This window comes from Candidatus Deianiraea vastatrix (genome assembly GCF_007993655.1).
GTDB lineage: Bacteria > Pseudomonadota > Alphaproteobacteria > Rickettsiales > Deianiraeaceae > Deianiraea > Deianiraea vastatrix.
Genome location: NZ_CP029077.1, coordinates 833,486 through 848,051 on the forward strand (window position 1 = coordinate 833,486; position 14,566 = coordinate 848,051).

General features: G+C 35.9%; 13 protein-coding genes and 1 tRNA gene. 4 read left to right on the top strand and 10 right to left on the bottom strand.

What is annotated here, in order from left to right:
- Nucleotides 1–7 precede the first annotated feature (7 nt).
- Nucleotides 8–301: a VirB3 family type IV secretion system protein gene (locus deia_RS03970; RefSeq protein WP_146820860.1), complete on the top strand. Its 294-nt coding sequence runs from the start codon at nucleotides 8–10 to the stop codon at nucleotides 299–301.
- Here deia_RS03970 and deia_RS03975 read toward each other — a convergent pair.
- The 5 genes from deia_RS03975 to deia_RS03995 form a co-directional block, all read right to left on the bottom strand.
- Nucleotides 298–1,827, bottom strand: coding sequence for a dicarboxylate/amino acid:cation symporter (locus deia_RS03975; protein ID WP_146820861.1), 1,530 nt, complete (start codon nucleotides 1,825–1,827; stop codon nucleotides 298–300). The genes deia_RS03970 and deia_RS03975 overlap by 4 nt on opposite strands.
- A gap of 84 nt (nucleotides 1,828–1,911) precedes the next feature.
- A complete protein-coding gene (gene dusB, locus deia_RS03980; protein ID WP_281284131.1) occupies nucleotides 1,912–2,880 on the bottom strand; it encodes a tRNA dihydrouridine synthase DusB in 969 nt (322 codons plus the stop codon).
- A 54-nt stretch (nucleotides 2,881–2,934) separates the two neighbouring features.
- The gene (locus tag deia_RS03985; RefSeq protein WP_146820862.1) at nucleotides 2,935–3,525 is read right to left on the bottom strand and encodes a hypothetical protein; all 591 of its coding nucleotides are present in this window, start codon (nucleotides 3,523–3,525) and stop codon (nucleotides 2,935–2,937) included.
- Nucleotides 3,522–4,145 (bottom strand): hypothetical protein, encoded by a 624-nt coding sequence (locus deia_RS03990; protein WP_146820863.1) that lies wholly within the window; start codon nucleotides 4,143–4,145, stop codon nucleotides 3,522–3,524. Before deia_RS03990 ends, deia_RS03985 begins: the two co-directional genes overlap by 4 nt.
- Nucleotides 4,146–4,157: 12 nt before the next feature.
- The gene (locus deia_RS03995) at nucleotides 4,158–5,717 is read right to left on the bottom strand and encodes a hypothetical protein (protein WP_146820864.1); all 1,560 of its coding nucleotides are present in this window, start codon (nucleotides 5,715–5,717) and stop codon (nucleotides 4,158–4,160) included.
- 110 nt (nucleotides 5,718–5,827) lie between these two features.
- On the opposite strand from deia_RS03995, the gene deia_RS04000 reads away from it, so the two are divergent.
- Nucleotides 5,828–8,221 carry a VirB4 family type IV secretion/conjugal transfer ATPase gene (locus deia_RS04000; protein WP_146820865.1) on the top strand — a complete coding sequence of 798 codons (2,394 nt, stop codon included), beginning with the start codon at nucleotides 5,828–5,830 and terminating at the stop codon, nucleotides 8,219–8,221.
- 142 nt (nucleotides 8,222–8,363) lie between these two features.
- On the opposite strand, the gene deia_RS04005 is transcribed toward deia_RS04000, so the two are convergent.
- Both deia_RS04005 and deia_RS04010 read right to left on the bottom strand, forming a co-directional pair.
- Nucleotides 8,364–9,611 (bottom strand): TolC family protein, encoded by a 1,248-nt coding sequence (locus deia_RS04005; protein WP_146820866.1) that lies wholly within the window; start codon nucleotides 9,609–9,611, stop codon nucleotides 8,364–8,366.
- Nucleotides 9,598–10,563 (bottom strand): efflux RND transporter periplasmic adaptor subunit, encoded by a 966-nt coding sequence (locus deia_RS04010; RefSeq protein ID WP_222912621.1) that lies wholly within the window; start codon nucleotides 10,561–10,563, stop codon nucleotides 9,598–9,600. Before deia_RS04010 ends, deia_RS04005 begins: the two co-directional genes overlap by 14 nt.
- 161 nt (nucleotides 10,564–10,724) lie before the next feature.
- Between deia_RS04010 and lptB the strand changes: the two genes are divergently transcribed.
- The gene (lptB, locus tag deia_RS04015; protein ID WP_146820868.1) at nucleotides 10,725–11,441 is read left to right on the top strand and encodes an LPS export ABC transporter ATP-binding protein; all 717 of its coding nucleotides are present in this window, start codon (nucleotides 10,725–10,727) and stop codon (nucleotides 11,439–11,441) included.
- Between the two features lie 2 nt (nucleotides 11,442–11,443).
- Here lptB and deia_RS04020 read toward each other — a convergent pair whose 3' ends face one another.
- Both deia_RS04020 and deia_RS04025 read right to left on the bottom strand, forming a co-directional pair.
- Nucleotides 11,444–12,379, bottom strand: a complete 936-nt coding sequence (locus deia_RS04020) for a beta-ketoacyl-ACP synthase III (RefSeq protein ID WP_146820869.1) — start codon at nucleotides 12,377–12,379, stop codon at nucleotides 11,444–11,446.
- A gap of 12 nt (nucleotides 12,380–12,391) precedes the next feature.
- Nucleotides 12,392–13,354, bottom strand: coding sequence for a hypothetical protein (locus tag deia_RS04025; protein ID WP_161982857.1), 963 nt, complete (start codon nucleotides 13,352–13,354; stop codon nucleotides 12,392–12,394).
- An 84-nt stretch (nucleotides 13,355–13,438) separates the two neighbouring features.
- Between deia_RS04025 and deia_RS04030 the strand changes: the two genes are divergently transcribed.
- Nucleotides 13,439–13,514, top strand: a tRNA-Phe gene (locus deia_RS04030).
- 18 nt (nucleotides 13,515–13,532) lie between these two features.
- Here the strand turns inward: deia_RS04030 and deia_RS04035 are convergent.
- The gene (locus tag deia_RS04035; protein WP_146820871.1) at nucleotides 13,533–14,531 is read right to left on the bottom strand and encodes a pyridoxal phosphate-dependent aminotransferase; all 999 of its coding nucleotides are present in this window, start codon (nucleotides 14,529–14,531) and stop codon (nucleotides 13,533–13,535) included.
- Between the last annotated feature and the right edge of the window lie 35 nt (nucleotides 14,532–14,566).

Genomic DNA, 14,566 nt, shown 5'->3' on the forward strand with positions numbered 1-14,566 from the left:
ACCCTATATGTCTGGAAATTTACGACTAGATCCCCTCTTCCTTGGTCTTACAAGACCTGCGATGATACTTGGCGTCTCCTTTATGTACTTTGTTTTAAACCTCCTCATTGGCGTTGTAACATTTATTACAACATCAAGCTTTAAAGTGGTCCCTGTGTCAGTAATAATACACCTTCTTGGTATGATGCTTGCAAAAAAAGAACCCCTTGCAATAGAAATGCTTATGCTAAAAATGCAAAAATTTAATAGATGCCCAAATAGAGTCTATCATGGCGGTAAAAACTCATACGATATGTTCTAGCTTGCCTTATCGTAAGTCTTTTTATCCAATGTTCCGGAAAATCTATCAACTATAACAGCAGATAATATATCCCCCGTAATGTTTCCAAATGTTCTTGCCATATCTAAAATTCTATCTATCGCTATAACTAACGCTATAGCCTCAATTGGTAAATTTAATGCAGATAAAATGCCAGATAGTAAGAAAATCGATGCTCCAGGAATCGGCGCAGTTCCAACTGCCCCTAGCGTGCAAAGCGCTATAATATACCCATAGTCCATCCCGCTAAAATTAACACCAAAAATCTGCGATATAAAAATAACACTTACCCCAAGATTTAGCGCTGATCCATTCATATTAACAGTTGCCCCAAGTGGTATAATAAACAACGCCTTTTCCTTCGACACACCAAGCCTTTCCTGCGCAACCTTCAGCGATGTTCCAAGCATGGCAGAGCTGCTTGCAAGTAAATATCCAGTAAGCTGTATATGCGATATTTTTCTATAAAAAGTCACAGGATTTAACTTCAACACAAAGGCTAAAAACCCAGAATATAACACATAAACCATAAATAAAATGCTGCCGTAGACTATGCCAGCTACTACCCCTAATGACTTAATTAATGAAATATCCTGACTTCCAACTATCCATGATGTAAAACCAAATATTCCAAATGGTGCAAAATTCATCACTAAATCAGTTACCTTGAACATTACCTCATTTAACTGCTTTATAGCCCTTGCAACCTGACTTTCCATCTGCCCAGACATCTTAATCGCTATGCCAAATATTACAGCAAAAAATATAACTTGTAAAAAATTTCCCTGATAAAATGCCTTAAATACATTGCTTGGAATAATGTCCATTACAAAATCAATAAAACTATTCATCTTTCCTCCGCTTTGTGCAATGTGCGCTATTTCACTCTTATTTACCTCAATTATCTCAGCAGGATTCACACTTATCATCTTTCCAGGCTTTACAATATTTGTCACAAATATCCCAATAGATACAGAAATTACAGTCATTATTAAAAATGTTGCTATAGACTTTGTAGCCATAGACCCAGTCTTTGCGTCCTTGTCTCCACCAATAATCGAGCATGTAATAGATGCAAAAATTAGCGGCGTTATCGTCATTTTTATCAAATCTATAAATATCTTCCCAAGTACCTTGAAACTCTGCACTCTAATTCCAACTACATCAAAAAAATCAGGATTAAACCTCAAAAATATACCAAATAATATGCCAATAATAAACCCAACCAATACCCTGTAAGTTAGCCGAATCTCAAAAAATCTCTTCATTATTTTAATGCTGTTTTGCAATAACAATAACGATATAAGAACTCCGCTTATTATCTCAAAACCAAGAAAAACCTTTAACATTGATAATGCAACCTTCTCCTGTAAATTAAAATATGATACTATAACATCAAATTTTATAATAATTAAAATGCCGATATTTACACCTATTAAAACATACATCAAATTGCTAACTTTAATAGCATTCTTTATAAATTTTAAAATCTTTTTCATTAATGTCATCTTAATAACAACCTAGTTCAACTAAAATCTATTAACTTGAATTTAAAAATCAAGACTTTTATCTAACTTTCTTTAAAACACTACTTAAATACCCCAAAACTCCCCCGTCATGCGCATTACCTCGTCAAAATCGTTGCACTGATTTATTCTTCCACGATATTCGCTTGACCCGCATAATCCAGATGAATACCACGATAAATGCTTTCTTGCAATTCCAACCCCAGCCTGCTTGCCATAAAGCTCTGCAATGCCCTCCATGTGGCTTGCAATTATCTGCCATTTACCCTTTGCGCAAGGCTCTATTTTAACCTCCCTGCCGCAAAGCTCATCTATAATCTGCGATATAAGCCATGGCTTTCCATATGTCGCCCTTCCAATCATTACCCCGTTTGCACCAGAAATCTCCATTGCACATCTTGCATCCTGTCCATTTTTTATATCACCATTTACAATAACTGGTATTTTCACACTATCGCAAACACTACGAATAAACTCCCAATCCGCCTTGCCATCATATAACTGCGCCCTTGTTCTTCCATGAATTGTAACCATCTTTACCCCAACATCTTCCGCAATTTTCGCAAGCTTTGCAGCATTTTGATTTTCCTCATTCCACCCCTTTCTCATCTTCACAGTAACCGGAATGCTAACCGCCTTTACAACAGATTCCATAATCTTCGTTGCTAAATCCTCGTGCTTCATTAACGCAGACCCAGCCATGCCATTTACAACTTTCTTTACAGGACATCCAAAATTTATGTCAATAATATCCGCCCCTTGATCAGCAATTTTCTTTGCAACCTCAGCCATAACATCTGCCTCAAAACCAGCAATCTGCACAGCCATAACCTTTTCAAATTCACCCCTTTGCGCCTTTTGATTTGCGTTCTTTAAATCAAGCAATGCAGCCCTTGATGCAATCATTTCAGATACAGTATACCCACATCCAAATTTTGCAACCTCATGCCTATACGGCGCATCAGTTACACCGCACATCGGCGCTAAAATCACAGGATTTTCAATTACTATATTGCCTATTTTAATTGGTTTCACATTTCTACTTCACTTCAATAATCTCTAAATAATAAAAAAATAAAAATCAATAACCTATCTTGCAACTGCGTCAAGATTGTTAATCATGTTTCCAGACGATATAGCATAGGTGTCCATATTTATGTACTCATTTGTTCTTAAAATCACATAATAATCTGTATTTTCCCCATTTTTCACCTCTATAACCCTTTTATCCTTGCTGCCTGCAAGGGCATTGGTGTTCGATAAAACCTTTAATTTCACATGCCCAGCCTCAACTTCTGCAATCTCAAATAAATCATTCACATTTCGTCTCATAGAGCTATCTATAGATATATTGTTTAATATTATCGACCAATTTTCCTTCCCACCATATGAAATAGACTGTAAATATGTAAAATTTGCGTCCTTCCTAGACATTTGATCTTCCTTCTTCTTGCTCTTGCTTCCATCTTTAATCTTTTTACTCTTTCCATCCTTGTCGATAAATGAATCATCATCAATCAATTTATCCACCTTCCCATACTTCACCTTGCGCGCTATCTCCTCATTCTTATCTCCACTACCTAATGAATTAATATACTTATCAATATCAACCCTCTCATCACTAAAGGCAATATCACTGCTAAATAATATCAATACAATATATACAAAAAATCTACTCATGCACTAAAATAAACCCAGTAATACTTAATAACCTGACTATATATCGCTGACTTTGACTCAATCTCAACATTTGATGAAATAGATGCCTCCTTGACAAATAAATACCCAGGTAACGCCTCTTGCATATATAAATCAAGCTTTACACCCATATCGGCATCTGAAATATTGTCAATATTAAAAGTTATATTTGCACACTTCGCTCTTACTGTTTTAAACTGTGGAAATGCAGCAAGACATGACTCATCTTGCTTACTATGCGTTATCTCAATGCCCATATTTTCATTAAATACCCCAACAGCTTTCTTTAATGTCTCATCAGAAATGCCCTTTAAAATAAGCTTGTTTTTTGGAATCTTATCCATGATCTTTAAAACCTCATCCTTCCTGCTATTTAAATCACTATACCTTTCCTTTTGCTTCTTTAAAACCTCAACCTCTCTTGTAATATTTTCAACCTTCGTTTTATAACTTTTATTTGGATCACCAAAATAAAATGTTACAAATGTTAAAATAATCGATGTCACAAAAAATGACACTGTTAAAATAAACTCCTTTAAATGAAAAGAAAATACATTTGGCCCCAGATCCTTCTTAACACCTATTTTTCCTACTTTATTCATCTGCATCATATCTCAACTATTACCGCCAATATCACCACTTGCCCCTTTACCCCCCTTTCCACTCACATCCTGCTCCTCAAGATCCGCCTTCTCCTTTGGCGCTTCCTCCTTCATGCCACCCTTGTCATCACTTTTTTGCACCTCCTTAACATTAATCACAATATTCTTTCGAAAATACTTCTTTTCAGTGTTAAACTTGTATTTGAAATCAAGACCACTAAAATCATATTTCTTGCCGTAATTTGCATTTAAACTATGCCGAATGTCATTTATCTTATAATAAAGCGCATGAATATATCCACTTTCATTTCCAATATCTACACTTAAATCAACACTCCAAGACTTGCCATCTTTTACTAAACACTTCTCCCCGCAATTCCACTTATACCCGGAAACCTGTGCTGTCTTTGAATTTATCGAATGCGATAAATCTGAAATAACCTTATGCCAATTTTCCTGCGCACTATAAACATCCCACACGCTTACAACATCATCTAACTGCTCTATAACATCAGCATTAGACATCATAATGCTATCAGACATCGAATCCGATATCATCTTCTTATCCTTTTCAAGCCTTTCCATGTCCATAGACATTAAAAATCGATATAATATAATATTTCTCGATAAAATAAATAACGATACAATTAACGCTACTATAAAAAATCTAATAGACCTTTTGTAAAACTCAACAATGCCATTCTTTATACTTATATTCGCATTTTTAACAATATTTGCAGATGTAAAATTATTTGCCTTCATTAAAATATACGCCATAAGATTAATGTGTATAGACGGATCAGAATATGTCGTGTCAACTATAACATCTATATCATTACTATATCTTGGCGGTATAACAGATGGATCGTCAGAAATAAGTACAGTCTTTGGAATATGGCTGCTAACACCAACATCCTTTTGATACTCAGCCTTGCCATACTGCTCAAGCTTCCTTACCTCCTCATCTATATTAAAATTGTCCTCCTCTGTAAGCTTAATCCTTTTTGTATATAAAACAATTTTCGGGTGAAATACACATAACATAAATGACTCACCAGATTGATATATCCCAAATGAAAAAATCTGATCCTGCGGTATTCTATACTTCACCCGAAAAAACGAATTTATCTTAAATATCGCAGAATTAAACTCTATAACCTTGTTTTTACAACTAATCGCTATATTTAACGCCTCAGCTAAATTCGTTCCACTTGCCGGCTTTTCTAACTTCACAAGCACTACAGCTTGCTTTCCCACCTTAGACTTTGTTAATAAACTAGAAATTGAATATACTGCATTTTTCACCTTCTTTGCCGTTTCCAAAAGATGCTTTGCAATCTTTAAATTGTTTGCATGCTTTAACTCAATCTTAACCGCCGAATCCTGAAAATAAAACTTTAATGGTACCTTCGGATACTTCGCAATATAATTACCAATCTCAGACTTTAAATAACTAACTACCTTCTCCTCTATAGTCTTTACAATCTCACCCTCATTTAAATGAATTAAATATGAAACTGTGTCAGACATTGCAAATAGTATAAAAACTTCTTTTTGCTTATTCTTTGCCACTTGTTATAAAATAGGTACCTCAAGTAGAAAAAAAAAAAAATTATTTGCAATATTTTTTTTGCATATTATTTTTTTACCTTTATAAAGACATCAAACCTGTTTTGTTTTAGATGTTTAAATTCGCAATACCCGGTAAATCCGTCAACATGATAGCCCAACGCGAAATACAAACGTCTGACTTCCTGCCATACCTTTGCCACTATAATAACTCCACAATACTCACTAAAAATATGGATATGGTCAGCGTCATTAAAGTAGATGGCTTTGCCTTTGAAACAGCAGATGATGATGATGTCGATGGTAAAAAAATCGGTAGAAATAATATCCTAAAAGGCATAGGAAGTACAAAATACGCAGTATGGTGCCATACAATCCGTAAAAAACACTCCGCCTTCCCAGGTGGAACATTCGATAATCGCTTTTGCCAAATGCTAAATAATCAATGGCGTGGTAAACACAGCCCAGACCACACATATATCAATGAACATTACATAACAATAATTAGAAAAAGTAACCGTGCAGCCGCAGCTATCTCAAGCCTTCTTGCAAAATTCGGTCTTGGCGCAGCAGATAAAGATGAAGCATTTCAAAAAGAACTCGTCGAAGCATACTCAGATATGCAAGAAGTTCGCGATAGACTCGTAAATGGTCTTGCAGCATACAGGCCAACACTTCTTGAAGTTCAAGAAACAAAAGATGGTAGCGTTTGTAAAATACTAGAATTCCTATCTTATATCGTAAATGTCGGAATGCAGCAAAAAATGCTTCTCCCAACTATGCCAATATCAAAATATCTTGCAAATACAAGACTTTACTTCGCAGGCAATCACATAGAAGTTCAAACAAGCTCAGGTACACGATATGCAGCAATGGTTAGCCTTAAAGAATATAGATCCGCTACCTTTGCAGGAATGCTTGATGAATTCCTCCATATGTCATGCGAATTTATTATCGCCCAAAGCTATCAATTTAGCGATAGAATGTCTTCAATATCTAAAATGCAACTTCAACAACGCCGCCTTGTCCAATCCGAAGACGTTGCAATTAGCCAAGTTCAAGAAATTAATCAAGCACTTGACTCTTCAATGAGCGGTGAATTCGGCTTTGGCGAACATCACATAACAGTCATGGTCATAGGCGATACCCTTAAAGAACTCGATAGCCTTGCATCAGAAGCCGTCGTCAACTTTGCAAACTTTGGCGCAATGGCCGTTCGCGAACGCATAAATATGCAAGCATCATTCTGGGCTCAACTTCCCGCTAATTTCCCATTCATTATACGAAAATCAACTATTAATACCCTAAATCTTGCAAGCTTTGCATCATTTCATAACTACCCATCAGGTAAATCAAATGGTAACTTCTGGGGAGACGCCCTAACCGTCTTTAATACAACATCAGGTACCCCATATTTCTTTAGCTTCCATGTTAGAGACGTAGGCCATACTATGATAATAGGTCCAACCGGTGCAGGTAAAACAGTCTTGCTAAACTTCCTTGCCGCTCAAGCTCAAAAATTTAAACCACGCACATTCTTCTTCGATAAAGACCGCGGCGCTGAAATCTTTATCCGTGCTATAGGTGGAAAATATATGATAATCGACCCCGCTCGTGACTCAGGATTTAACCCTCTACAACTCGAAGATACCCCATTTAATCGTTCCTTCCTCGTAGACTGGATAAAAACCCTTGTCTCAACAAACGGCGAAATAATCACAGCAGAAGATGTTGCCGTAATTACCTCAGCAATAGACGGTAACTATCGCCTTCCATTTGAACAAAGAAAACTTTCTAATATCGCTGCATTCTTTGGAATGGAAACCGCAGGTAGCCTCGGTAGTAGGCTTAGAATGTGGCACTCCGGCGGCTCACGCGCTAGAATCTTCGATAATCCAATAGACAATATTGACTTTAACTCCGCACGCTCCTTTGGCTTTGAAATGGCAGAACTCCTTAAAGATAAAGTTACCATGGCACCAGCACTTTTATACCTTTTCCATAGAATTAATATGGCACTAGATGGAACTCCAACAGCCGTAATTCTCGATGAAGCATGGGCATTAATCGATAATCCAATCTTTGCCCCACGTATTAAAGACTGGCTTAAAGTCATGAGAAAACTAAATGCCTTCGTCGTTTTCGCAACTCAATCCGTTGAAGATGCAGCAAAAAGCCAAATCTCCGATACTCTAGTCCAACAAACCGCTACCCAAATCTATCTTCCAAATCTAAAAGCAACAGCAGTCTACCGTGAAGTTTTTATGCTCAGCGAAAGAGAATTTTTGCTTGTAAAATCAACAGATCCAGGTAGTAGATTTTTCCTAATTAAACAAGACGGTGGTGGTGTTATCGCAAGAATAGACCTAAAAGGAATGACAGACTGTGTAAATGTGCTTTCCGCACGTGCAGATACCGTCCGTCTACTTGACTCAATAATAGAAAAAACCGGCTCAGATCCAGATAAATGGCTGGATGAATTCATCGTCCAAGTTAAAAAAATCTAACCCATCCTATATCAAACTCAGCATTTTGTAATAATTCAATACAAACTCTCTATACGCCCTTAAATAATCTATCTTTGCATTATAAAAACTCACTCTCGATTGTATTAAACTAATAAATGAACTTGAGCCTTTCTAGCCAAATCTATATCAAACTAAGCATTTTGTAATAATTCAATACAAACTCTCTATACGCCCTTAAATAATCTATCTTTGCATTATAAAAACTCACTCTCGATTGTATTAAACTAATAAATGAACTTGAGCCTTTCTTAAACCTCTCCTTTGCAATGCCAAGTTGAACATTTGCAATATCTAATGCCTCTTTCTTTGACTTATAAAGCAATAATAAAGAATGATGATTTGCCCAATACATTTTGGAGCTAAGCTCAAGTTTGTCAGCAAGAAGAGCCTTTTGATGCTCAAGAATTCGGCTTTGTATGGACGCCTGTATAACCTGATTTACCTTGTCTCCGTTTTCATAAATACCAAAATCTAAATTTAACAAATCAGTTTTCTGCCTAATAATAGGTGCACCAGGTAAAAACGCTATTATACTCTTTGCATCCTGATGTATATACGAAATTCGTGGCATTATTAAATCAAGATATGATGCAGTTTTTGCAGCACTAATCGATGTAATTTGTGCTTTCATAGACTCTAAATCTGTATTATTTGCACGCACCATTTCCTGATATTTCGCAAGATTTGGCGCAGGTAACTTAAATACAGATGGTAGTTGTAAATTTGACGGATCTCGCTTGGTAAATATACGATATGTATCCTTTAATTGCTCAAGTGCAATCTCAGCCTGTATAACGCGCGATGTTATATCATCATATTTCGACTCAATCCCAAGATATTCGATATTGTTAATAGACTCCGTAATACTCTTTACCTGACTTGTATACTTCTGCGCCCCTATATCCTTTTCCATAACCTTCGTTAGCTCAAGGCTTTCCGTTGCAATTATAATATCAATATAATTTTGCACAATGTCTATTGTAAATGAATTGATAAAACCACGATATTTCGCCTTTGCAGACTGAAAATCCTGCCATGAAGAAACTTGTTTTGCTATAATTTGATGCAGTGAAAGATCAAAATTTACCGTTAATGTGTCATTTTTTACCTTGTAATCTCTATCACTGCCAAATCCAGTTGCCGAAAGCCCCGTTACAGTACCAGTACCCCTTTGCATGTTATACTTCGCAGATGGTAAAAACTTTTGCAATGAATGCGCTATCTCAGCCTTGCTTAAATCAATATTTAACTCCTGTATTGCTATTTGATCAGAATTCCTCCTTGCAAGCAATATCGTCTCATCAAGTGTTGTGGCAAAAGACTCTTCTAAGAAGAACGCAAATGCTAATATTAAACTACGAAATCTCATACTTTATCTTAGAGTCACTAATAACTAAATTCACACCCTTTGTAATAATCAAATCTCCATCTTTTAACCCAAGAACGTAAACATTGTCTAAATCTGAGTGCTTTACACTAACTTTTACCTTCTTTGCATTACTTTCCTTGTCAATCGTCCATACAAATGAATCTCCACTTTTGTCAACAACAAGCGCAGAAAGTGGAACACTGTATAACTTCTCACTTTTTCCTATAATCTTAATATCTACAACTTCATCAATAAAAAAATTCTCTAAATCTTTGCTCGATAACCTAACTCTAAACGCAACACTTCCGCTTTCACCTACAATCTTCGATATAGACGATATCTCAGACTTCGCCTTTGCCGTCTCAGATTTTATCTCAACACTCATACCCTTTTTAATGTTTTTCGCATTTTTTGTAGAAATTGACCCACTTGCAAATAACTTGTCAGTACACGCAATTGATGCAAACTTTGTTCCACCGGTAATGCCAAAATTTAACATTGCACCATTTTCCTGCACAATATCCTTAATATACCCATTGCACGGGCTTATAATATATCGCCTCGTCATGTCTTTAAAATCTCGCTTATTCTTTTTCTTCTTCCCAATCTTCTTTGCATATGCACTGTCTATATCCGTTACAATATCAGGAATATTTACCTTTTCTGCATCGCTTTCTATATCCCCAATAATCTCGTTTACCTCAGCTAACTTCTGATCTTTCTTCACATACTCGTATTTCTTGATTAATATATTGTTAATCTTCCCGCTTGACTCGCTTAATATATCCAAATTTGCACCCGCCTCTATCCTTGCCTGCACTAAAAACTCCTCAGACTTATTAATATGACTAACATTTTTTGCCGAATATACTACCTCTTGACCAAAAAAAGATGACATGCTTCCCCTTGAATAAAACTCAACAGTTCTATAACCAAATACAGCTACTAGCAATGCAAAAAATACAAATAACAAAAAATTTTTCACTATCAAAAAAATATATAGTCTAGTATAAAAACAATATATTTATTTAAGTCAAGTTTTTTTTTCATATATTTATATATTGCTTTTTATTTCTTCTCACATTATATTTTGCCTACAATGACTCAAAAAGTATGCTAATTGCAACTAATCTAAAAAAATCTTACGGCAATAGAATCGTAATTAAAGATGTTAGCTTTCAAATACAACGCGGTGAAGTCTTTGGTATACTTGGCCCAAATGGCGCAGGAAAAACAACATCCTTTTATATGATCTTTGGCATCGTAAAACCTGATAGCGGTAAAATTACCCTCGATGGCCACGATATCACAAATATACCAATGCATATGAAATCTAGAATTGGAATAGGCTATTTGCCACAAGAAGCATCAATATTTCAAACCCTTACAACAAAAGAAAATATACTTTGCGTCCTTGAAAATTTCTATCATAATAAAGATGAAAGAATGACTCGCCTTGACCAGCTTATTTACGACTTTGAGCTTCAAAAAGTTGCAAACTCTCCATCTATAGCCCTCTCCGGCGGTGAACGCAGAAGGCTTGAAATAGCGAGACTTTTAGCCTCAGACCCTAGCTTTGTATTGCTTGATGAACCTTTCGCAGGCGTTGACCCAGTATCTGTAAATGGCGTAATTAATATCATAAAAGACCTTGCTAAACGTAATATCGGCGTTGTTATCACAGATCATAACGCTAGAGAAATTCTAAAATCATCAGATAAAATATCAGTAATCTACGATGGAAAAGTGCTAGTACACGGTACTAAAGATGATATACTCCAAAACCAAACAGTAAAAGATGTCTACCTTGGTAAAGATTTCGTAATGTAACCCTAAAATCTCACAAGTGCCGTGCCTATAGTCATTCCAGCTCCAACGCCTTGAAATGCTATAATGTCTCCAGATTTTACCTTGCCACATGAAAACCAATAATCAAATGCAAGTGGAATAGATGCAGCAGAGGTGTTGCCGTGTATCTTCATTGTCATTGGAAATATTTCTTCACTAACACCAAGCTTTTCCGCAACATGCGATAAAATCCTGTAATTTGCCTGATGCGCTATCACAGAAGATAAATCAGATGCCTTCAAATTGTTCTTTTCAAGCATTGCAACTAAATTCCTTGACATCTCCTCAGTTGCATATTTAAACACACTTTTACCGTCCATCTCAATATGCCTATCAATATTTGTAATTAATATATCGTGTAAGTCACTCGATGCACTTAACTTGCAGTCAATAATTCCACAATCACTAGATGCACGAAGTATCATAGCCCCAGCGCCGTCACCAAATAATACACACGTCGCCCTGTCAGTCCAATTTACAACTGATGACATCCTCTCAGATCCAATTATAGCAATAGTTTTCGCTTCACCAGATTTAATCATTAAATTTGCAATTGACATCGCATATACAAAACCAGTGCATGCAGCCTGTAAGTCAAATGCCTGTGCATTATTTACCCCCAATATCTTGCCTATCTCACATGCAGTAGATGGAAGTGGCTTATCCTGCGTTGTTGTTGCCACAATAATGCAATCAATCTCAGATGGCAAAATACCACCTCTTTTCATCGCCGCCTCTAAAGCCTTTGCCCCCATGTATGATGTTGTCTCATGACCTTTTGCTATATGCCTGCTTGAAATTCCAGTACGCCTTACTATCCATTCATCGCTCGTATCTACCATTTTGGAAAGATCATCATTTGTCAAAACCTTCTCCGGTAAATAAGACCCAAAGCTATGTATCTTAGTCAAAATCGACATATAATACTCTTATCACGATGTTACAACCATCATAGACATAATACATTTTTGCTTATCATTTGTACTGTTCGAATTTTTATAATCAGCAGACGCTATCGCACTTCTTCCAGCCGCCTGTACCGTTGCAGTAGGCTGCGTAGTATAAGTTACCGTCGTGCAACCCATGCCACCTAAAGCCTCAACATTATCCGAAACAGTGTTACCACTTCCAGGTAGACCATCATCAATCTTACTGTCTATCGCAGCAGCCTTGTTTGCAGATATTCCGCCTAAAAATCCGTTAACTCCTATCCCGCCAGTTAATGATGTTGTAAGTCCAGCCTTTGCTATAATAATTCTTGGAGCACTAGACCAATTCGATACAATTGATGTATCATAAACAGATGACTGTATAAAATAATTGTTAGTCGTGTCATCAAGCAAGAAAAATACAGATGCACTTTTGTCCACCATATAATAATGCACAAGCCAAGAATAATTTGTTGCTAGATCAATGTCAGCTGTATATGCATACTGGGGAATATTCATAGGCTCAATAAATCCACCAAGTGCAAGCTCAACAAATCCAAGCTGAACCTTAAGTGGCGATACTGTGTTTGTTCCCATATTTAAACCATTTGTTCCAATGGCCAAACATGTAGGAGTCGTACAACCACTAAGAACAGCAATCAACCCATTCACTTCATCGGTATTCATACTCCCAAGTAATTGATTCGCAGGCACATCTCCAGGCCAATATCCAGTAGAATTCTTAAATGTAATAATACTTTCTGAAAGCTGATTTTTCTGCTTTACCGTAACATGCACATCATACTCTCTAAAAGCATAATCAAGCGCACCAGCACCCATAATAACTATTAATGTTGTAATAATTAGTACAATTAATATCTGCACTAAGTTATACATCCCGTTCTTTTTCTTTCTAAATCTATGTATTTTCACTGTAAAAATAAAATATCTTACACATCCTAACATTAATTTTACAATTTTCAAGATTTATTTTTAAAAAAAATATTGACAAGTAAAAAATAACTTTTACTCTAACCATATAAACCGTTTGCCCAGATAGCTCAGTCGGTAGAGCAAAGGACTGAAAATCCTTGTGTCGTTGGTTCGATTCCAATTCTGGGCACCACCATCTTTCAAAATAACTTTATACACAAATCCTCACAAAATTTGCAAATTTACCACTGAAAGTTTTTATCACCATCCCATACTCCACTTGAAGTTTCTGCCCAAAATCTTTACCACTAGATCCGAGCTTTACAAATAAAAAATTCGTAAAACTATCGTAAATCTTTTCCACTTCATCAAATTGCAATAAAAAATCTCTCATATCGCCCTTTGCAATAATATTTCCATTATACCGCTTGCTAATTACAATATCACTTATATTGTTGAAAAAATTAATCCCTACCCTGCAACTAATGCTGTTTACATTATACGGCGATTTAACCTTCATAATATCGCAAAATTGACTAGTGAAACAAAAACCAAGTCTTATGCCCGCTAGTCCGTAAAATTTCGAAAATGTTCTTGTGATTATTAAATTTTTCCACAATTTCACACCATATATCAAAGAATCTTGCCCGCAAAACTCAATATACGCCTCATCTATTACAAAAACTATATCCGGAAATTTCTCAATAATCCCTATTATATCACTGTTTTTCGTCAATCCTCCGCTTGGAGCAAGTGGGTTTGGAATAAATGCAATCTTTGGCATATTTCTCTCTAAAAAACTGCAGAAATCCCCAAGATCTATCTCAAAATTAGCGTTTAAAGAAAACTTTGCTATATCAATTCCAGATATTCTTGCATATTTCTCATACATTGAAAAAGTTGGCTCAAGTACTGCAATTTTATCACCATTGTTGCAAAATGTTCTGATAATTAGGTCAATAGCCTCGTCGCTTCCGTTTGTCGCTATTACGCAATCTGCTGATATTTTATAAAATTCTGCAGCTTTTTTAATGAGCATATCATACTCTTTTTCGGGATATAAATTCAGGTCGCAAAAAACATCTTTTGCTAAAATCTCAAGCGGTAAAATGCTAGATACAGCCTCGTTATTGTGACATCTTCGCATTCCAGCTGCACTAATTTCAATTTTATAAACCTCAATATCTTTTAAACTATTATTTGTCAGCATATAACACACTAAATTACATTTTTTCCACTATTAAA